The sequence below is a fragment of the Pseudomonas sp. NPDC090592 genome, assembly GCF_044769185.1.
Classification (GTDB): Bacteria; Pseudomonadota; Gammaproteobacteria; order Pseudomonadales; family Pseudomonadaceae; genus Aquipseudomonas.
In genome coordinates, this window is sequence record NZ_JBIVXJ010000015.1 from 13,269 (window position 1) to 31,117 (window position 17,849).

Consider the following 17,849-nt stretch of genomic DNA (forward strand, 5'->3'; position numbering starts at 1 on the left):
CGGTTTTATTTTCCAGTCGGGGCGCGCAACGCGCCCCGCGTCTTGAACGGGCGGCGTGATGCTGAACAAATACCCTCTGTGGAAATATGCACTGATCGTGCTGGTACTGGTGGTCGGTTTCATTTATTCCGCTCCCAACCTCTACCCGGATGACCCGGCGGTGCAGATCAGCGGTGCCAGCTCGGCGCTGCAGGTGAACCAGGCCGACCTCGATCGCGTCAGCAAGGCGCTGGTCGATGCCAAGATTGCCGTCAAGGGCGCAAGCCTGGGTGAGAAGGGCAGCGGGCTGATCCGCCTGACCAATCAGGAAGACCAGCTGCCAGCCAAGGATGTAGTGCGCAAGGCACTGGGCGATGATTACGTCGTGGCCCTGAACCTGGCCCAGACTACCCCGCAATGGCTGCGCAACCTGGGTGCAAGCCCGATGAAGCTGGGCCTGGACCTGTCCGGTGGTGTGCACTTCCTGCTGGAAGTGGACATGGACAAGGCCATGACGGCCCGCATGAAAGTCTACGAAGGCGAGGTCAAGACCTTGCTGCGCAAAGAGCGCGTCCGCTACCGCAGCCTGCCTCAGCAGGATGGCGGCATCATGCTGGGCTTCGCTGACGATGCTACCCGCGAACAGGCACGAGCCCTGATCCGCAAGAATTTCAATGACTTCGACCTGACCACCACCGAGCGCAACGAGCTTGCGGTGCTGCGTCTGGCGCTGACCCAGGCAAAAGTTGCCGAGATCCGCGAATACTCGATCAAGCAGAACCTCACCACCGTGCGCAACCGCGTCAACGAGCTGGGCGTGGCCGAGCCGCTGGTGCAGCGCCAGGGCGCCAACCGCATCGTGGTCGAGCTGCCGGGCGTGCAGGACACTGCCGAAGCCAAGCGTATCCTGGGTAAAACCGCCAACCTGGAGTTCCGCTTCGGTGCCGAGCCGGGCGCGTCCAAAGCCACTACCGAGGTGTTCGAGTTCCGCGAAGGCGGCCGCTCCGCCCCGGTAGAGCGTGGCCTGATCATCACCGGTGACCAGGTAACCGACGCCCAGGCCAGCTTTGACGAGCACGGCCGCCCACAGGTGAACATCCGTCTGGATGGTCACGGTGGCGAGCTGATGAGCCGCGCTACCCGTAGCAACGTTGGCCGCAGCATGGCGGTGATCTTCATCGAGCAGAAGCCGGTCACCCGCTACGTCAAGCAGACCGTCGACGGCGTCGAGAAGGACGTTGCCGTACAAAGCTTCGTCGAAGAGAAGAAGATCATCAGCCTGGCGACCATCCAGTCGCCGCTGGGCAGCCAGTTCCGCATCACCGGCCTGAACGGCCAGGGTGAATCGTCCGAGCTGGCCCTGCTGCTGCGTGCCGGTGGTCTGGCGGCGCCGATGTACTTCGCTGAAGAACGTACCATTGGTCCAAGCCTGGGTGCCGACAACATCACCAAGGGTATCGATGCGTCGCTGTGGGGCATGCTGTTCGTCTCGCTGTTCATCATTGCCATCTACCGGGGCTTCGGCGTGATCGCCACCATCGCCCTGGCGGGCAACATGGTGCTGCTGCTGGCATTGATGTCGCTGCTGGGCGCCACCCTGACCCTGCCGGGTATTGCCGGTATCGTGTTGACCATGGGTATGGCGGTGGACGCCAACGTGCTGATCTTCTCGCGTATTCGCGAAGAGCTGAAGGCCGGCATGTCGGTGCAGCGCGCCATCCACGAAGGTTTCAACCGCGCCTATACCGCGATCATCGACGCCAACCTGACCAGCCTGCTGGTCGGCGGCATCCTGTTCGCCATGGGTACCGGCCCGGTCAAGGGCTTTGCGGTCACCATGTCCCTCGGGATTTTCACCTCGATGTTCACCGCCGTCATGGTGACCCGCGCAATGGTCAACCTGACCTGTGGCGGGCGTGACATCAAGAAGCTGTGGGTTTGAGGGAGCTGCGATGAAAACCATCAACTTCATGGGCGTACGCAACGTTGCGTTCGCCATTACCGTGCTCCTCACCGTGCTGGCGCTGTTCAGCTGGTGGCAGAAAGGCCTGAACTTCGGCCTGGACTTCACCGGCGGTACGCTGATCGAGCTGACCTACGAGCGCCCGGCCGACCTCAAGGCGGTACGTGCCGAGCTGGTCGACTCCGGCTTCCACGAGGCCGTGGTGCAAAGCTTTGGCGCTACCACCGACCTGCTGGTGCGGATGCCGGGTGATGACCCGCAGCTGGGCAACAAGGTTGCTGCGGCGCTGCAGAAGGCGGGCGGTGACAACCCCGCCACGCTCAAGCGTGTCGAGTTCGTCGGCCCGCAGGTAGGTGAAGAGCTGCGTGACCAGGGTGGCATGGGCATGCTCCTGGCCCTGGGCGGCATCCTTATCTACCTGGCCTTCCGCTTCCAGTGGAAGTTCGCCGTGGGTGCGATCATCTCGCTGATCCACGACGTGGTGGTTACCCTGGGTATCCTGTCGTTCTTCCAGATCACCTTCGACCTGACGGTATTGGCGGCGGTGCTGGCGATCATCGGTTACTCGCTGAACGACACCATCGTCGTGTTCGACCGGGTACGTGAAAACTTCCGCGTCATGCGCAAGGCTTCGCTGATCGAGAACATCAACGTTTCCACCACCCAGACCCTGCTGCGTACCATCGCCACCTCGGTTTCGACCTTGCTGGCCATTGCCGCGCTGCTGTTCTTCGGTGGTGACAACCTGTTCGGCTTCTCGCTGGCCCTGTTCATCGGCGTCATGGCCGGTACCTACTCGTCGATCTACATCGCCAACGTGGTACTGATCTGGCTGAACCTGAACAGCGAAGACCTGATCCCGCCGACCAAGGCAGAAGGTGTGGATGACCGTCCGTAAGGGCTAGTCCATCACCGCCTGGCGGTGCGAAAGGCGCGAGTATTGAACTCGCGCCTTTTTTTTTGCTCCAAGGCTGGGAGAAGCGCGGGTTTATGCCCGCTGGTACGATCAGGAGGTTCACGTGAATAAATCAATGCTGGTGGGTGCGGTACTGGGTGCTGTCGGTGTGACTGCCGGAGGTGCTGTCGCGACCTACAGCTTGGTCAACAAGGGGCCTGAGTACGCCCAGGTCACCGACGTGCAGCCGATCAAGCAGCAAGTGAAAACCCCGCGTGAAGTGTGCAAGGACGTCGCCGTGACGCGCCAGGCACCGGTCAAGGACCAGCACCAGATTGCCGGTACCGTGGTAGGCGCCATTGCCGGCGGCCTGCTGGGTAACCAGATCGGTGGTGGTACCGGCAAGAAGATCGCCACCGTGGCCGGTGCGGTCGGTGGCGGTTATGCCGGTAACAAGGTGCAGGAAGGCATGCAGCAGCGTGATACCTACACCACCACGCAAACCCGCTGCAATACGGTCAACGACATCAGCGAGAAGGTGGTGGGTTACAACGTGACCTATTCCATTGGTAACCAGGTGGGCAAGGTCAAGATGGACCGTGAGCCGGGGTCGACCATTCCGCTGGACAAGAATGGCAAGCTGATCCTGAGTGAAGCTGGCCAGTGATTGATGTTGCCTGAGCGGGCCTCTTCGCGGGCTTGCCCGCTCCCACAGGTGAAGCGCTGTCCTTCAGGTTAGTGCCATCCCTGTGGGAGCGGGCAAGCCCGCGAAGAGGCCAGTACAGGTAGTACAAGTCTGTCAGGCACAAAAAAAGCACCCGAGGGTGCTTTTTTGCGTTCTGGCAATCCGCGCTTAGCGCTTCATGCTCTCTGGCAGGTGCGGCTGGATAGCAGTCAGCACGGCCTTGAAGCACTTGATGTTGCCTGCAACGATGTGGCCCTTGTCGAGGAAGTCGTGGCCACCGTTGAAGTCGCTCACCAGGCCACCGGCTTCCTGGATCAGCAGCACGCCGGCTGCCATGTCCCACTCGGACAGGCCCGACTCCCAGAAGGCGTCGAAGCGGCCAGCGGCCACGTAGGCCAGGTCCAGGCTGGCGGAGCCGGCGCGGCGGATGCCGGCGGTCTGGCCAGTCAGGGCGCGGAACATGCCCAGGTAGTTGTCCATGTCAGCCATCTGGCCGTCACGGAACGGGAAACCGGTGCCCAGCAGGGCGCCTTCCAGGCTGGTGCGCGAGCTGACGCGCAGGCGGCGGCCATTGAGCTGGGCGCCACGGCCACGGCTGGCGGTGAATTCTTCCTGGCGTACCGGGTCGAGCACTACGGCGTGCTCAAGGCGACCACGGTATTTGCAGGCGATGCTGACGGCGAAGTGCGGGATGCCACGCAGGAAGTTGGTGGTGCCGTCCAGCGGGTCGATGATCCACAGGTAATCCTTGCCTTCTTCGCCGCTACCCGCGTGCAGGCCGGTTTCTTCGCCCTGGATGGAGTGGTTCGGGTAGGCCTTGCGCAGCGCGTCGACGATTTTTTGCTCGGCGGCACGATCAACTTCGGAAACGTAGTCCTTAGCCTCTTTCTCGTCCACCTTGATGCTATCCAGGCGTTCGATGGAGCGGAAAATCAGTTCACTGGCGCTGCGAGCGGCGCGCAGGGCGATATTCAGCATAGGCTGCATGGGCGGGTCACCTGGAGATGTTAAAGAAGAAAGCCGGCCATTCTAGCAGAAAACTTTGGCGGCAGAAGTGTCACATTTGCTTTCATGGCGTTACGTCCGTCGGTTCTGTAAGATCGAAGGCCCTGATTCCTGCATCTGTGAGCACAACACCTTGCTGCAAAATATTCGTGTTGTTCTGGTCAATACCAGCCACCCCGGCAACATCGGCGGCGCTGCGCGTGCCATGAAAAACATGGGCTTGTCGCGCCTGGTGCTGGTACAGCCGAAAGAATTCCCCGCCGAGGATGCCAGTGCCCGGGCCTCGGGCGCCGACGATGTGCTGGCCAACGCCCTGGTGGTCGACAGCCTTGAACAGGCGCTGGTCGGCTGCAACCTGGTGATGGGCACCAGTGCCCGCGAGCGCAGCATTCCCTGGCCGTTGATCGGCCCGCGTGAATGCGGTGCCAAGGCGGTGGAGCATGCCAATGGTGGCGAAGAAATCGCCCTGGTGTTCGGGCGCGAACACGCTGGCCTGACCAACGAAGAACTGCAGCGATGTCACTTCCACGTGCACATTCCGTCCAACCCCGACTTCAGCTCGCTGAACCTGGCGGCCGCTGTCCAGGTGCTCGCCTACGAGGTACGCATGGCCTGGCTGGCCGCCGGTGAAGCGCCGAAAGTCGAGAAGGTTGACGCCAGCGAGCTGGCGACCATGGACGAAATGGAGCTGTTCTACGACCACCTGGAAAAAACCCTGGTGGGTATCGGCTTCCTCGACCCTGAAAAGCCCAAGCACTTGATGCCGCGCTTGCGCCGGCTCTACGGGCGGGTGGCGGTCGAGCGTTCGGAAATGAGCATTTTGCGCGGCATCCTCACCGAGACCCAGAAAGTGGTCCGGGGCGAGCCGCATAAACGGAAGGACTGACAGATGTTCGAACGCCTGCGTGAAGATATTCAAAGCGTATTCCACCGTGACCCGGCTGCGCGCAATGCCTTCGAGGTACTCACCTGCTACCCCGGCATGCACGCCATCTGGCTGCACCGCCTGGGCAATGCCCTGTGGAAGCGCGATTTCAAGTGGCTGGCCCGGCTGGTGTCCAACTTTGGCCGTTGGATGACCGGCATCGAGATCCATCCCGGCGCCACCATCGGTCGTCGCTTCTTCATTGACCATGGCATGGGCATCGTCATTGGCGAAACCGCCGAAATCGGCGACGACGTCACCCTTTACCAGGGCGTGACCCTGGGTGGCACCAGCTGGAACAAGGGCAAGCGCCACCCCACCCTGGAAAACGGCGTGGTGGTAGGGGCGGGGGCCAAGGTACTGGGCCCGTTCACCGTCGGTGCCGGGGCCAAGATCGGCTCCAACGCGGTGGTGACCAAGGCCGTTCCGGCCGGCGCGACGGCGGTGGGCATCCCTGGGCGGATCATCGTCAAGAGCGAAGACAATGAAGTCGAGGCCAAGCGCAAGGCCATGGCCGAAAAGATCGGCTTCGATGCGTATGGCGTCAGCGGCGACATGCCCGACCCGGTGGCGCGTGCCATCGGCCAGATGCTCGACCACCTGCAAGCGGTCGACGAGCGGCTGGAGGGGATGTGTGGCGCCCTGACCAAGATGGGTAGCGACTATTGCGCCAAGGAGCTGCCGGCCCTGCCTGAAGACGATTTCACCGAGGTTGCCCAGGCGGCTCAGCGCGACACTCAGTCGCATTGATTGCTCCGCACTGAAATCATAGTGACATACGGGGCGTGTGCTCACGCCCCTCGTCTGCTACAATCGCGCCCGCCTCCCCGATGCAAACCCGACTAAAGCAGTAGGTCTAATAGTTGACTTAAATGCTCGGGAATCGCATACTCGTACACATCCCGAAACTCCCGTGGTACCCAATAGCCATGCGACTGACTACCAAAGGCCGATACGCCGTGACCGCCATGCTTGACCTGGCGTTGCACGCGCAGCATGGGCCGGTGTCTTTGGCCGACATTTCCGAGCGCCAGGGCATTTCCCTCTCTTATCTGGAACAGCTGTTCGCCAAGCTGCGCCGCAGCAGCCTGGTTTCCAGCGTGCGTGGTCCAGGCGGTGGTTACCAGCTGTCGCGCGGCATGGAAACCATCCAGGTGGCCCAGGTCATCGATGCGGTCAACGAATCGGTCGATGCTACCCGTTGCCAGGGCCTCGGGGACTGCCATGCCGGTGATACCTGCCTGACCCACCACCTGTGGTGCGACCTCAGCCAGCAGATCCATGAATTCCTCAGCGGCATCAGCCTGGCCGACCTCGTTATGCGCCGTGAGGTGCAGGAAGTCGCCCAGCGCCAGGACCTGCGTCGTGTCGCAGGCCGAACTGCCCAGCTGGACAAGATTGAGACGTCCGCCGTCGATTGATCCCCCAGGGACGATGAGCGACGCCACCGCCTGATAGGAGAGACAAATGAAGTTGCCGATCTACCTCGATTACTCCGCGACCACTCCGGTTGACCCACGCGTCGCCCAGAAGATGGCCGACTGCCTGCTGGTTGACGGGAACTTCGGTAACCCGGCTTCGCGCTCCCACGTTTTCGGCTGGAAAGCCGAAGAAGCGGTCGAGAACGGTCGCCGCCAGGTTGCCGAGCTGATCAACGCCGACCCGCGTGAAATTGTCTGGACCAGCGGTGCCACCGAGTCCGACAACCTCGCGCTGAAAGGTGTTGCGCACTTCTATCAGACCAAGGGCAAGCACATCATCACCTCCAAGATCGAGCACAAGGCGGTCCTGGATACCGCTCGCCAGCTGGAGCGTGAAGGTTTCGAAGTTACCTACCTTGAGCCAGGCGAAGACGGCATCGTCACCCCGGCCATGGTTGAAGCAGTGCTGCGCGACGACACCATCCTGGTCTCGCTGATGCACGTTAACAACGAAGTGGGCTCGATCAACGATATCGCTGCCATCGGTGAACTGACCCGTTCGCGCGGCGTGCTGTTCCACGTTGACGCCGCCCAGTCGGCCGGCAAGGTCGAAATCGACGTGCAGAAGCTGAAGGTCGACCTGATGTCGTTCTCGGCGCACAAGGTCTACGGCCCGAAAGGCATCGGCGCGCTGTACGTCAGCCGCAAGCCGCGCGTGCGCCTGGAAGCCATCATTCACGGCGGTGGCCATGAGCGCGGCATGCGTTCGGGCACCCTGCCGACCCACCAGATCGTCGGCATGGGCGAAGCCTTCGCCATTGCCAAGCAGGAAATGGCCGCGGAAAACGTGCGCATCAAGGCCCTGAGCGACCGCTTCTTCAAGCAGGTCTCCAACCTTGAAGAGCTGTACGTCAACGGCAGCCAGACTGCCCGCGTACCGCACAACCTGAACCTGAGCTTCAACTACGTCGAAGGCGAATCGCTGCTGATGTCGCTGAAGGACATCGCCGTATCGTCCGGTTCGGCCTGCACCTCCGCGTCCCTCGAGCCGTCGTACGTACTGCGCGCTCTGGGCCGCAACGACGAGCTGGCGCACAGCTCGATCCGCTTCTCCTTCGGCCGCTTCACCAGCGAAGAAGAAGTCGACTACGCCGCGCAGAAAGTCTGCGAAGCGGTCAACAAACTGCGTGAACTGTCGCCGCTGTGGGACATGTACAAAGACGGCGTCGACATCTCCAAGATCGAGTGGGCCGCCCACTAAGCAGTCGCCGGCAAGAGCGGCTCCCCTGATGAGGAAGGAATAGCACCATGGCATACAGCGAAAAGGTCATCGACCACTACGAAAACCCACGCAACGTCGGCAAGATGAATGCCGAGGACCCGGATGTCGGTACCGGCATGGTCGGCGCCCCAGCGTGCGGTGACGTGATGCGTCTGCAAATCAAGGTCAACGAGCAGGGCGTTATCGAAGACGCCAAGTTCAAGACCTACGGCTGCGGTTCGGCCATCGCTTCCAGCTCCCTCGCCACCGAGTGGATGAAGGGCAAGACCCTGGACGAAGCCGAAACCATCAAGAACACCCAGCTGGCCGAAGAACTGGCGTTGCCGCCGGTCAAGATCCACTGCTCGGTACTCGCCGAGGATGCCATCAAGGCAGCCGTACGCGATTACAAGCAGAAGAAAGGCTTGATCTAAGTCGCCTGTTGCAAGGTAAGGAGTCCTGATGGCTATCAGCATGACAGAAGCCGCCGCCAACCACATTCGCCGCTCCCTCGACGGGCGCGGCAAGGGTGAGGGCATTCGCCTGGGCGTGCGCACCACCGGTTGCTCGGGCCTGGCCTACGTGCTGGAGTTCGTCGACGAACTGGCGGACGAAGACACGGTGTTCGAGAACCACGGCGTGAAGGTGATCATCGATCCCAAGAGCCTGGTCTACCTCGACGGCACCGAACTGGATTTCGTCAAGGAAGGGTTGAACGAAGGCTTCAAGTTCAACAACCCCAACGTGCGCGGTGAGTGTGGCTGCGGCGAAAGCTTCAACGTTTGAGGCTGGCTGTGGGTACTCCTTGTCATTACGCATTGTTTGACCTCCAGCCAAGCTTCCGCCTGGACCTCGACAAGCTGGCCACTCGCTACCGCGAGCTGGCCCGCGAAGTCCATCCTGACCGCTTTGCCGACGCCTCCGAACGTGAGCAGCGTGTAGCGCTGGAAAAATCCGCAGCCCTCAACGATGCCTACCAGACGCTGCGCAGTGCGCCGCGTCGCGCCCGTTATCTGCTGGCCATCAGCGGCCATGAAGTACCCCAGGAAGTCACGGTCCACGACCCGGACTTCCTGTTGCAGCAGATGCAGTGGCGTGAAGAGCTCGAAGAGTTGCAGGACGAAGCCGACCTTGATGGTGTCGGTGTGTTCAAGAAGCGCCTGAAGGTTGCCCAGGACACACTGAACGAGGACTTTGCCGCCTGCTGGGATGCCCCGGGCGAACGCGAGAAGGCCGAGCGCCTGATGCGCCGCATGCAATTCCTCGACAAGCTCGCCCAAGAAGTGCGCCAACTGGAAGAGCGCCTCGACGATTAACCCGGTGTCGCCCGTGATGACGCCTAAGGTATTCAGATAAGCATGGCCCTACTGCAGATTGCCGAACCCGGTCAAAGCCCTCAGCCGCACCAGCGCCGCCTGGCGGTGGGGATCGACCTGGGTACCACCAACTCTCTGGTCGCTGCACTGCGCAGCGGCCGTAGCGAGCCCCTGCCTGACGCGCAGGGCAACGTCATTCTGCCGTCCGCGGTGCGCTACCTCGAAGGGCGCATCGAAGTGGGGCAGGCTGCGCGTGATGCCGCCTCCAGCGACCCGTTGAACACCGTGCTGTCGGTCAAGCGCCTGATGGGGCGTGGCCTGGCGGACGTCAAGCAACTGGGTGAGCAACTGCCATACCGCTTTGTGGGTGGTGAGTCGCACATGCCATTCATCGACACCGTCCAGGGGCCAAAAAGCCCGGTGGAAGTGTCTGCCGATATCCTCAAGGTGCTGCGCGAACGCGCCGAAGCGACCCTGGGTGGCGAGCTGGTAGGCGCGGTAATCACCGTGCCGGCCTATTTCGACGACGCCCAGCGCCAGGCCACCAAGGACGCTGCGCGCCTGGCTGGCCTGAACGTGCTGCGCCTGCTCAACGAACCGACCGCAGCCGCCGTTGCCTATGGCCTGGACCAGAACGCCGAGGGCGTGGTGGCCATTTATGACCTGGGCGGCGGTACCTTCGATATCTCCATTCTGCGCCTGACCGCTGGCGTGTTCGAAGTGCTTGCCACCGGTGGCGATACCGCCCTGGGCGGTGACGACTTCGACCACGCCATTGCCGGCTGGATCATCGAGCAGGCTGGCCTGTCGTCCGACCTGGACCCGGCCACCCAGCGTGCATTGCTGCAAGCCGCCTGCGCAGCCAAGGAAGCCCTGACAGACGCCGACGTGGTCAGCGTCAGCCATGGCGCCTGGCAGGGCGAACTGAGCCGTACTGCCTTCGAAGCCATGATCGAGCCATTGGTTGCCCGCAGTCTCAAGGCCTGCCGCCGCGCCGTGCGCGACAGTGGCGTTGAGCTTGAAGACGTCAGTGCCGTGGTCATGGTTGGCGGTTCTACCCGGGTGCCGCGGGTGCGTGATGCCGTGGGTACGCTGTTTGGCCGTACCCCGATGACCTCGATCGACCCTGACCAGGTGGTTGCCATTGGCGCTGCCATCCAGGCCGATACCCTGGCCGGCAACCGCCGCGAAGGGGGCGAACTGCTGCTGCTTGATGTCATTCCGCTGTCGCTTGGTCTTGAGACCATGGGCGGGCTGATGGAAAAGGTGATCCCGCGCAACACCACCATTCCGGTGGCGCGTGCTCAAGAGTTCACCACTTATAAAGATGGCCAGTCGGCCATGATGATCCACGTGCTGCAGGGCGAGCGCGAGCTGATCAGCGACTGCCGCTCGCTGGCACGCTTCGAGCTGCGTGGCATCCCGGCCATGGTTGCCGGTGCGGCGAAAATTCGCGTCACCTTCCAGGTGGATGCCGACGGCCTGCTCAGCGTTGCCGCCCGCGAACTGGGCTCGGGCGTGGAAGCCAGCATCCAGGTCAAGCCGTCCTACGGCCTGACCGACGGCGAAATCGCCCGCATGCTCAAGGACTCGTTCGAACACGCAGGTTCCGACAAGCATGCCCGCCAGTTGCGTGAGCACCAGGTGGACGGCGAGCGCCTGCTCGAAGCGGTACAGGGCGCCCTGGACGCCGACGGCGAACGCTTGCTCAGCAGCGACGAGCGCGACGCCATTGAGTTCCAGATGCAAGAACTACGTGATTTGCTGGCCGGCACCGATGGCGCAGCCATCGAGCAACAGACCAAGCGTCTGTCGCAGGTGACCGACGCATTTGCCGCCCGTCGCCTTGATTCGACGGTCAAAGCCGCACTGGCCGGGCGCAACCTGAATGAGATCGAGGAGTAACCGATGCCGCTGGTGACATTCCTGCCGCATGAGAAGTTCTGCCCGGAGGGGCTGACCGTGGAGGTGCCGACCGGGACCAACATCCTGGAACTGGCCCACGACCATCACATCGAGATGGAAAGCGCCTGCGGCGGCGTCAAGGCCTGCACCACGTGCCACTGCATCGTGCGCAAGGGTTTCGATTCCCTTGAAGAAGCCGACGAGCTGGAAGAGGACATGCTGGACAAGGCCTGGGGCCTGGAGGCGCAGTCGCGCCTGGGCTGCCAGGTGGTGGTCGCCGATGAAGACCTGACCATCGAGATCCCCAAGTATTCGCTGAACCACGCTGCCGAAGCACCGCACTGAGGGCCTGTACATGAGTCTGAAATGGGTTGATGTACTTGAGATCGCAATCCAGCTTGCAGAAAGCAAGCCTGAGGTCGATCCTCGTTATGTGAATTTTGTCGACCTGCACCGCTGGGTGCTGGCCTTGCCAGAATTCAGCGACGATCCGTCACGCGGCGGTGAGAAAGTGCTTGAGGCAATCCAGGCTGCCTGGATTGACGAAGCCGACTAAGCGACGTGTGCAGGTTAGGCAATCCCCTGAAACCCGCGTATAATTCGCGGGTTTAATTTTTCGTAACACTCATATTCTGGAGTTTTCCATGGCTGTTCAACGTACTTTCTCGATCATCAAGCCTGACGCAGTAGCCAAAAACGTCATCGGCAAGATCACCACCCGCTTCGAAGAAGCCGGCCTGAAAATCGTTGCCTCGAAAATCAAGCAACTGTCCAAAGCCGAAGCCGAAGGCTTCTACGCTGAGCACAGCGCTCGCGGCTTCTTCGGTGACCTGGTTGCCTTCATGACTTCCGGCCCGGTTGTTGTTCAGGTTCTGGAAGGCGAAAACGCCATCGCTCTGAACCGTGAGCTGATGGGCGCTACCAACCCTAAAGAAGCTGCTGCCGGCACCATCCGTGCTGACTTCGCCGAGTCGATCGACGCCAACGCCGTTCACGGTTCCGACTCCGAAGCTGCTGCTGCTCGCGAAATCGCTTACTTCTTCGCTGCTACCGAGGTAACCACTCGCTAAGCGAAAGCTTACGGGTGAGGGTGAATCCATGACGACATCTACTGGCAAAATCAACCTGTTGGGTCTGACCCAGCCGGAAATGGAACAATTCTTCGACTCAATCGGGGAAAAACGCTTCCGTGCCGGCCAGGTGATGAAATGGATTCACCATTTTGGCGTGTCCGACTTTGCGGCCATGACCAACGTAGGCAAGGTCTTGCGCGAAAAGCTCGAGGCCGTTGCCGAGATTCGCCCACCGGAAGTGGTCAGTGAAGACATTTCCGCCGACGGTACCCGCAAGTGGGTGATCCGCGTTGCCTCCGGCAGCTGCGTCGAAACCGTCTACATTCCTACCGACGACCGCGGCACCTTGTGCGTATCGTCGCAAGCCGGCTGTGCCCTGGACTGCAGTTTCTGCTCCACCGGCAAGCAAGGCTTCAACAGCAACCTCACCGCCGCCGAAGTGATCGGCCAGGTGTGGCTTGCCAACAAATCCTTCGGGACCGTTCCTGCCAAAGTCGACCGCGCGATTACCAACGTGGTGATGATGGGCATGGGCGAGCCCTTGCTGAACTTCGACAACGTCATCGCCGCCATGAAAATCATGATGGATGACCTTGGCTATGGCATTTCCAAGCGTCGCGTCACCCTGTCCACCTCGGGCGTGGTGCCGATGATCGACGAACTGGCCAAACACATCGACGTGTCGCTGGCCCTGTCGCTGCATGCACCAAACGACGAGCTGCGTAACCAGCTGGTGCCGATCAACAAGAAGTACCCGCTGACGGTGCTGCTGGAATCGTGCATGGGCTACATGTCCACCCTGGGCGGCAAGCGGGTGCTCACGGTTGAATACACCCTGCTCAAGGACGTCAACGACCAGCCTGAGCATGCTGCGCAAATGATCGAGTTGCTGCGCGACGTACCGTGCAAGATCAACCTGATCCCATTCAACCCGTTCCCGCATTCGGGTTATGAGCGGCCGAGCAACAACGCCATTCGTCGCTTCCAGGACCTGCTGCACCACGGTGGTTTCAACGTCACCACCCGTACTACCCGCGGTGACGATATCGATGCCGCCTGTGGCCAGCTGGTTGGCCAGGTCAACGACCGCACCCGCCGCAGTGAGCGCTACATTGCCGTGCGTCAGCTGTCTGCGGACGTCGAGCTGCAAGACAGCGCCGCCAGCCACTGACCGGAAACTGCCCATGAGCCTGCGCGCCGCGCTGTCGATCCTTGCGCTTTTGCTGCTGGCCGGCTGTGTGTCGGGCGGCACCGGCGATCCTCTGGCCAGCCGCCAGGGCAGGATGGAGGCGGGGCGGGCTTATGTGCAGCTTGGCCTGGGGTATTTGCAACAGGGTTTGACCGAGCAGGCCAAGGTGCCGCTGGGCAAGGCCCTGGCCCTGGATAGCCGTGATGCCGATGCGCACGCCGCCCTGGCGCTGGTATTCCAGGCCGAAGGTGAGCCGGCGCTGGCCGAAGCACACTTCCACAAGGCGTTGCAGGCCCGCGCTGGCGACACGCGAATTCGCAACAACTACGGCAGTTTCCTTTATGCTCAGGGGCGTTTTGCCGAGGCCAAGCAGATGTTTCGCCTGGCCAGTGCCGATACCCTGTATCCTGAGCGCTCACGCGTGTACGAGAACCTGGGCCTGACCGCCCTGAAGCTCGAACGCCGCGATAAGGCGCACGCGTATCTGCACAAAGCGTTGCAACTCAACCAGCGGCAACCAAAAGCCTTGTTGGAAATGGCTGAGTTGTCCTACGAAAACAGGCATTATGTGCCGGCCCGGGACTACTACGATCGTTTCAGCCAGCTGAGCGACCACGATGCCCGTAGCCTGCTGCTGGGCAGTCGCCTTGCCCGGGTGTTCGACGAGCAGGGCACACTGGCCGAGATGGGCCAGCAATTACAACGACTTTATCCCGGTACGCCGGAATATCAGCAATACCTGTCGGAGCAACGATGAACGCCGCGCATCCCGAAGTAGCAGTAGCGCCTGGCCAGAACCCCGGTGAGCTTTTGCGCCTGGCCCGTGAGAAACGGGACTGGTCTCAAGCCGAGGTGGCCCGCAAGCTCAACCTCACTGTCAGTTCGTTGAACCACGTGGAAACCGGCGCCTTCGACAAGCTGCCCGGGCATACCTTCGCCCGTGGCTACATCCGCGCCTATGCCAAATTGATGGAGCTTGACCAGGCCGCCCTGGTAGAGGCCTTCGACCGCTACACCGGCACCCACGCCAAAGGCAGCGAAGTGCACTCGCTGGGCCGTATCGAAGAGCCGGTGCGCCTGTCGCACAACATACTGCGCGGCGTCAGCCTGCTGTTGCTGGTGGCTGTGGTGGGTGGTGGTTTCGTCTGGTGGCAGGACCAGGGCAGCCTGCGTGGCAAGGACCTGGCCAAGATGGCCCTGGAGCACGTCGAAGTCGAAAGCGCCGACGGCACCACCCAGATTCACCCGCTTGACGAGCCTGAAGACCAGGCCGTAACCGCTGGCCAGCAGCCCGAAAGCGCGCCGCTGGCCCTGGAGCAGACCACTGCCGGGCAGCCTGGCGCTGTTGCCGAACAGGCGCCTGCCAGCCCGGCGCCAACGGTTGCCGCAGCGCCGGCTCCGGCACCCGCGCAACCTGCTGCCAGCGCATCGGCTGTTGCGCCTGCCGCGGTAGTACCGGCTACCCCGGCACCGGCTGCAGTTGCGCCGGCAGCGCCGGCTGCAGCCGAGCCAGCCGCAGTGCCTGCCGGCAGTGCCAAGGTCTCCATCCAGTTCGTCGCCGATTGCTGGACCCAGGTCAGCGACGGCAATGGCAAGGTGCTGTTCAGCGCCATCAAGCGCAAGGGGGACAACCTCGAACTGACCGGCAAGCCGCCGTTTGCGGTACGCCTGGGCTTTGCCCGTGGCGCCCAGGTCAGCTACAACGGCCAGGCCGTCGATGTTGCCCCGTTCACCAGTGGCGAGACCGCTCGCCTGAAGTTGGGACAGTAAGTCATGCACGGCGAATCTCCGATCAAACGTCGCGAATCCCGCAAAATCTGGGTCGGCAATGTGCCGGTGGGTGGTGATGCGCCCATCGCGGTGCAGAGCATGACCAACACCGACACCAACGATGTGGCCGCCACCGTCGGGCAGATCCAGCGCCTGGTCGATGCCGGCGTGGACATCGTGCGTGTTTCGGTGCCGGACATGGACGCAGCCGAGGCGTTTGGCAAGATCAAGCAACTGGTCAGCGTGCCGCTGGTCGCAGACATCCACTTCGACTACAAGATCGCCCTGCGCGTGGCCGAACTGGGCGTTGACTGCCTGCGTATCAACCCGGGCAACATCGGCCGTGAAGACCGTGTACGCGCCGTGGTCGATGCCGCCCGCGACCGTGGCATCCCGATCCGCATCGGCGTCAATGCCGGCTCGCTGGAAAAAGACCTGCAGAAAAAGTACGGCGAACCGACCCCGGCTGCGCTGGTCGAGTCGGCCTTGCGCCATGTCGAGCACCTCGACCGCCTGGACTTCCAGGACTTCAAGGTCAGCGTAAAGGCATCCGACGTGTTCATGGCCGTCGAAGCCTACCGCCTGTTGGCCAGGCAGATCGTACAGCCGCTGCACCTGGGCATCACCGAAGCCGGTGGCCTGCGTTCGGGGACGGTGAAATCCGCCGTCGGCCTCGGTATGCTGCTGGCCGAAGGCATTGGCGATACCATCCGTATCTCGCTGGCGGCCGACCCGGTCGAAGAAGTGAAAGTCGGCTACGACATCCTCAAGTCGCTGCACCTGCGTTCGCGTGGCATCAACTTCATCGCCTGCCCGAGCTGCTCGCGGCAGAACTTCGATGTGGTCAAGACCATGAACGAGCTGGAAGGGCGCCTGGAAGACCTGCTGGTGCCGCTGGACGTGGCGGTGATCGGTTGCGTGGTCAACGGCCCGGGTGAAGCCAAGGAAGCCCATGTAGGCTTGACCGGCGGCACGCCAAACCTGATCTACATCGACGGCAAGCCGGCGCAGAAACTGACCAATGACAACCTGGTCGATGAGCTGGAAAAGCTCATCCGCCAGAAAGCGGCCGAAAAAGCCGAAGCCGACGCGGCGCTGATCGCCCGTGGCTGACACACAGAATTCGTAAGGACTATTCGTGAGCAAATCGCTGCAAGCCATCCGTGGCATGAACGACATCCTGCCAGAACAGTCGCCACTGTGGCGCTACTTCGAAGGCACCGTGGCCGGCCTGCTGGACACCTACGGGTACAGCCAGATCCGCACGCCGATCGTCGAGTTCACCGAGCTGTTCAAACGCTCGATCGGTGAAGTGACCGATATCGTCGAAAAAGAGATGTACACCTTCGAGGACCGCAACGGCGACTCGCTGACCCTGCGCCCCGAAGGCACCGCCGCCTGCGTGCGTGCCGTGCTGGAGCATGGCATCACCGGCAACGGCCAGGTGCAGAAACTGTGGTACATCGGGCAGATGTTCCGCCACGAGCGCCCGCAGAAGGGCCGCTACCGCCAGTTCCACCAGATTGGCGTGGAAGTGTTCAACCTGGACGGCCCGGACATCGACGCCGAACTGATCATGCTCACCTGGCGCCTGTGGGGCCTGCTGGGTATCCAGGACGCCGTCAAGCTGGAGCTCAACAGCCTGGGTACCAGCGAAGCCCGCGCACGCTACCGTGACGCGCTGGTCGAGTTCCTCTCGGCGCGCCTTGAGCAACTGGACGAAGACAGCCAGCGCCGCCTCAAGAGCAACCCGCTGCGCATCCTCGACAGCAAGGACCAGAACACCCAGGCGGTGCTGGTTGGCGCACCGAAGCTGGAAGACTACCTGGACGAAGAGTCCCGAGTGCACTTCGAGGGCCTCAAGGCCCGCCTGGACGCCGCCGGTATTCCGTTCGTGATCAACACCAAGCTGGTGCGTGGCCTGGACTACTACAGCAAGACCGTGTTCGAGTGGGTCACCGACAAGCTCGGCGCCCAGGGTACCGTGTGCGCCGGTGGCCGCTACGACGGCCTGGTCGAGCAGATGGGCGGCAAACCGACCACGGGCGTTGGTTTCGCCATGGGTATCGAGCGCCTGATCCTGCTGCTGGAAACCCTCGGCAAGGTGCCGGAGTCCATCAGCCGCCAGATCGACGTTTACCTGTGTGCCTTCGGCGAGCAGGCCGAACTGGCGGGGCTGCGCCTGTCCGAGGGCTTGCGTGACCGCCTGCCGGGCCTGCGCCTGGCGGTGAATGCCGGTGGTGGCAGCTTCAAGAGCCAGTTCAAGAAAGCCGACAAGAGCGGCGCGCTGTTCGCCCTGATCCTCGGTGACGACGAACTGGCCAAGCAAGAAATCGGCTTGAAGCCCCTGCGTGGCCAGGGCGAACAACAGAACATTGCCTGGGATGCTCTTGCAGGGCACCTGGAAACCGCGATCGCGCAGGCGTAACGCGGTTCAACAAGCGAATAGGCGAAAAGGAGTA

The 17,849-nt window shown here is 62.2% G+C and carries 20 protein-coding genes; 19 read left to right on the plus strand and 1 reads right to left on the minus strand.

Features of this window, described 5'->3' with window-relative positions:
- The first annotated feature begins 58 nt into the window (after positions 1–58).
- From secD to ACIQUI_RS15260, 3 genes are all read left to right on the plus strand, one after another.
- Positions 59–1,921: a protein translocase subunit SecD gene (gene secD, locus ACIQUI_RS15250; protein WP_060501849.1), complete on the plus strand. Its 1,863-nt coding sequence runs from the start codon at positions 59–61 to the stop codon at positions 1,919–1,921.
- Positions 1,922–1,931: 10 nt separating this feature from the next.
- A complete protein-coding gene (gene secF / locus ACIQUI_RS15255; RefSeq protein WP_009682047.1) occupies positions 1,932–2,840 on the plus strand; it encodes a protein translocase subunit SecF in 909 nt (302 codons plus the stop codon).
- A gap of 121 nt (positions 2,841–2,961) precedes the next feature.
- Entirely contained in the window at positions 2,962–3,504 is a 543-nt protein-coding gene (locus ACIQUI_RS15260) for a glycine zipper 2TM domain-containing protein (protein WP_403199929.1), read from the plus strand.
- 186 nt (positions 3,505–3,690) lie between these two features.
- Here ACIQUI_RS15260 and suhB read toward each other — a convergent pair whose 3' ends face one another.
- On the minus strand, positions 3,691–4,509 hold the full coding sequence (gene suhB, locus ACIQUI_RS15265) for an inositol-phosphate phosphatase (RefSeq protein ID WP_391124422.1): 819 nt from the start codon (positions 4,507–4,509) through the stop codon (positions 3,691–3,693).
- A gap of 151 nt (positions 4,510–4,660) precedes the next feature.
- Between suhB and trmJ the strand changes: the two genes are divergently transcribed.
- The 16 genes from trmJ (at position 4,661) to hisS (ending at position 17,815) form a co-directional block, all read left to right on the plus strand.
- A complete protein-coding gene (gene trmJ, locus ACIQUI_RS15270) occupies positions 4,661–5,413 on the plus strand; it encodes a tRNA (cytosine(32)/uridine(32)-2'-O)-methyltransferase TrmJ (protein ID WP_403199932.1) in 753 nt (250 codons plus the stop codon).
- 3 nt (positions 5,414–5,416) lie between these two features.
- On the plus strand, positions 5,417–6,202 hold the full coding sequence (gene cysE, locus ACIQUI_RS15275; protein WP_391124428.1) for a serine O-acetyltransferase: 786 nt from the start codon (positions 5,417–5,419) through the stop codon (positions 6,200–6,202).
- A gap of 179 nt (positions 6,203–6,381) precedes the next feature.
- A complete protein-coding gene (iscR, locus tag ACIQUI_RS15280) occupies positions 6,382–6,873 on the plus strand; it encodes a Fe-S cluster assembly transcriptional regulator IscR (protein WP_008092572.1) in 492 nt (163 codons plus the stop codon).
- A 46-nt stretch (positions 6,874–6,919) separates the two neighbouring features.
- A complete protein-coding gene (locus tag ACIQUI_RS15285; RefSeq protein ID WP_391124432.1) occupies positions 6,920–8,134 on the plus strand; it encodes an IscS subfamily cysteine desulfurase in 1,215 nt (404 codons plus the stop codon).
- 47 nt (positions 8,135–8,181) lie between these two features.
- Positions 8,182–8,568 (plus strand): Fe-S cluster assembly scaffold IscU, encoded by a 387-nt coding sequence (gene iscU / locus ACIQUI_RS15290; protein ID WP_003248539.1) that lies wholly within the window; start codon positions 8,182–8,184, stop codon positions 8,566–8,568.
- A gap of 28 nt (positions 8,569–8,596) precedes the next feature.
- Positions 8,597–8,920 carry an iron-sulfur cluster assembly protein IscA gene (gene iscA, locus ACIQUI_RS15295; RefSeq protein WP_060511418.1) on the plus strand — a complete coding sequence of 108 codons (324 nt, stop codon included), beginning with the start codon at positions 8,597–8,599 and terminating at the stop codon, positions 8,918–8,920.
- Positions 8,921–8,928: 8 nt separating this feature from the next.
- The gene (gene hscB, locus ACIQUI_RS15300) at positions 8,929–9,450 is read left to right on the plus strand and encodes a co-chaperone HscB (RefSeq protein WP_391124437.1); all 522 of its coding nucleotides are present in this window, start codon (positions 8,929–8,931) and stop codon (positions 9,448–9,450) included.
- A gap of 42 nt (positions 9,451–9,492) precedes the next feature.
- Positions 9,493–11,355, plus strand: a complete 1,863-nt coding sequence (gene hscA / locus ACIQUI_RS15305; RefSeq protein ID WP_403199938.1) for a Fe-S protein assembly chaperone HscA — start codon at positions 9,493–9,495, stop codon at positions 11,353–11,355.
- Positions 11,356–11,358: 3 nt separating this feature from the next.
- Complete coding sequence (fdx, locus tag ACIQUI_RS15310; RefSeq protein ID WP_012270595.1) at positions 11,359–11,700, plus strand: ISC system 2Fe-2S type ferredoxin; 342 nt, start codon at positions 11,359–11,361, stop codon at positions 11,698–11,700.
- A 10-nt stretch (positions 11,701–11,710) separates the two neighbouring features.
- Positions 11,711–11,911: a Fe-S cluster assembly protein IscX gene (gene iscX / locus ACIQUI_RS15315; RefSeq protein WP_003248529.1), complete on the plus strand. Its 201-nt coding sequence runs from the start codon at positions 11,711–11,713 to the stop codon at positions 11,909–11,911.
- 88 nt (positions 11,912–11,999) lie between these two features.
- On the plus strand, positions 12,000–12,425 hold the full coding sequence (gene ndk, locus ACIQUI_RS15320; RefSeq protein WP_008092560.1) for a nucleoside-diphosphate kinase: 426 nt from the start codon (positions 12,000–12,002) through the stop codon (positions 12,423–12,425).
- Between the two features lie 28 nt (positions 12,426–12,453).
- Positions 12,454–13,599: a 23S rRNA (adenine(2503)-C(2))-methyltransferase RlmN gene (gene rlmN / locus ACIQUI_RS15325; RefSeq protein WP_403199940.1), complete on the plus strand. Its 1,146-nt coding sequence runs from the start codon at positions 12,454–12,456 to the stop codon at positions 13,597–13,599.
- 13 nt (positions 13,600–13,612) lie between these two features.
- The gene (pilW, locus tag ACIQUI_RS15330) at positions 13,613–14,374 is read left to right on the plus strand and encodes a type IV pilus biogenesis/stability protein PilW (RefSeq protein ID WP_403199943.1); all 762 of its coding nucleotides are present in this window, start codon (positions 13,613–13,615) and stop codon (positions 14,372–14,374) included.
- The gene (locus tag ACIQUI_RS15335) at positions 14,371–15,387 is read left to right on the plus strand and encodes a RodZ domain-containing protein (RefSeq protein ID WP_403199945.1); all 1,017 of its coding nucleotides are present in this window, start codon (positions 14,371–14,373) and stop codon (positions 15,385–15,387) included. Before pilW ends, ACIQUI_RS15335 begins: the two co-directional genes overlap by 4 nt.
- 3 nt (positions 15,388–15,390) lie before the next feature.
- Positions 15,391–16,500 (plus strand): flavodoxin-dependent (E)-4-hydroxy-3-methylbut-2-enyl-diphosphate synthase, encoded by a 1,110-nt coding sequence (ispG, locus tag ACIQUI_RS15340; protein ID WP_201198628.1) that lies wholly within the window; start codon positions 15,391–15,393, stop codon positions 16,498–16,500.
- Between the two features lie 25 nt (positions 16,501–16,525).
- Complete coding sequence (hisS, locus tag ACIQUI_RS15345; protein WP_403199949.1) at positions 16,526–17,815, plus strand: histidine--tRNA ligase; 1,290 nt, start codon at positions 16,526–16,528, stop codon at positions 17,813–17,815.
- The last annotated feature ends 34 nt before the right edge of the window (positions 17,816–17,849 follow it).

Excerpts from the sequence above, each read along its gene's own strand:
- ispG (WP_201198628.1), top strand. The coding sequence starts at position 15,391 with ATGCACGGCGAATCTCCGATCAAACGTCGCGAATCCCGCAAAATCTGG.
- iscU (WP_003248539.1), top strand. The coding sequence starts at position 8,182 with ATGGCATACAGCGAAAAGGTCATCGACCACTACGAAAACCCACGCAAC.
- cysE (WP_391124428.1), top strand. The coding sequence starts at position 5,417 with ATGTTCGAACGCCTGCGTGAAGATATTCAAAGCGTATTCCACCGTGAC.
- secD (WP_060501849.1), top strand. The coding sequence starts at position 59 with ATGCTGAACAAATACCCTCTGTGGAAATATGCACTGATCGTGCTGGTA.
- ACIQUI_RS15335 (WP_403199945.1), top strand. The coding sequence starts at position 14,371 with ATGAACGCCGCGCATCCCGAAGTAGCAGTAGCGCCTGGCCAGAACCCC.
- ndk (WP_008092560.1), top strand. The coding sequence starts at position 12,000 with ATGGCTGTTCAACGTACTTTCTCGATCATCAAGCCTGACGCAGTAGCC.
- ACIQUI_RS15285 (WP_391124432.1), top strand. The coding sequence starts at position 6,920 with ATGAAGTTGCCGATCTACCTCGATTACTCCGCGACCACTCCGGTTGAC.
- iscR (WP_008092572.1), top strand. The coding sequence starts at position 6,382 with ATGCGACTGACTACCAAAGGCCGATACGCCGTGACCGCCATGCTTGAC.
- fdx (WP_012270595.1), top strand. The coding sequence starts at position 11,359 with ATGCCGCTGGTGACATTCCTGCCGCATGAGAAGTTCTGCCCGGAGGGG.
- pilW (WP_403199943.1), top strand. The coding sequence starts at position 13,613 with ATGAGCCTGCGCGCCGCGCTGTCGATCCTTGCGCTTTTGCTGCTGGCC.
- suhB (WP_391124422.1), bottom strand. The coding sequence starts at position 4,509 with ATGCAGCCTATGCTGAATATCGCCCTGCGCGCCGCTCGCAGCGCCAGT.
- rlmN (WP_403199940.1), top strand. The coding sequence starts at position 12,454 with ATGACGACATCTACTGGCAAAATCAACCTGTTGGGTCTGACCCAGCCG.
- secF (WP_009682047.1), top strand. The coding sequence starts at position 1,932 with ATGAAAACCATCAACTTCATGGGCGTACGCAACGTTGCGTTCGCCATT.
- iscA (WP_060511418.1), top strand. The coding sequence starts at position 8,597 with ATGGCTATCAGCATGACAGAAGCCGCCGCCAACCACATTCGCCGCTCC.
- iscX (WP_003248529.1), top strand. The coding sequence starts at position 11,711 with ATGAGTCTGAAATGGGTTGATGTACTTGAGATCGCAATCCAGCTTGCA.
- hscA (WP_403199938.1), top strand. The coding sequence starts at position 9,493 with ATGGCCCTACTGCAGATTGCCGAACCCGGTCAAAGCCCTCAGCCGCAC.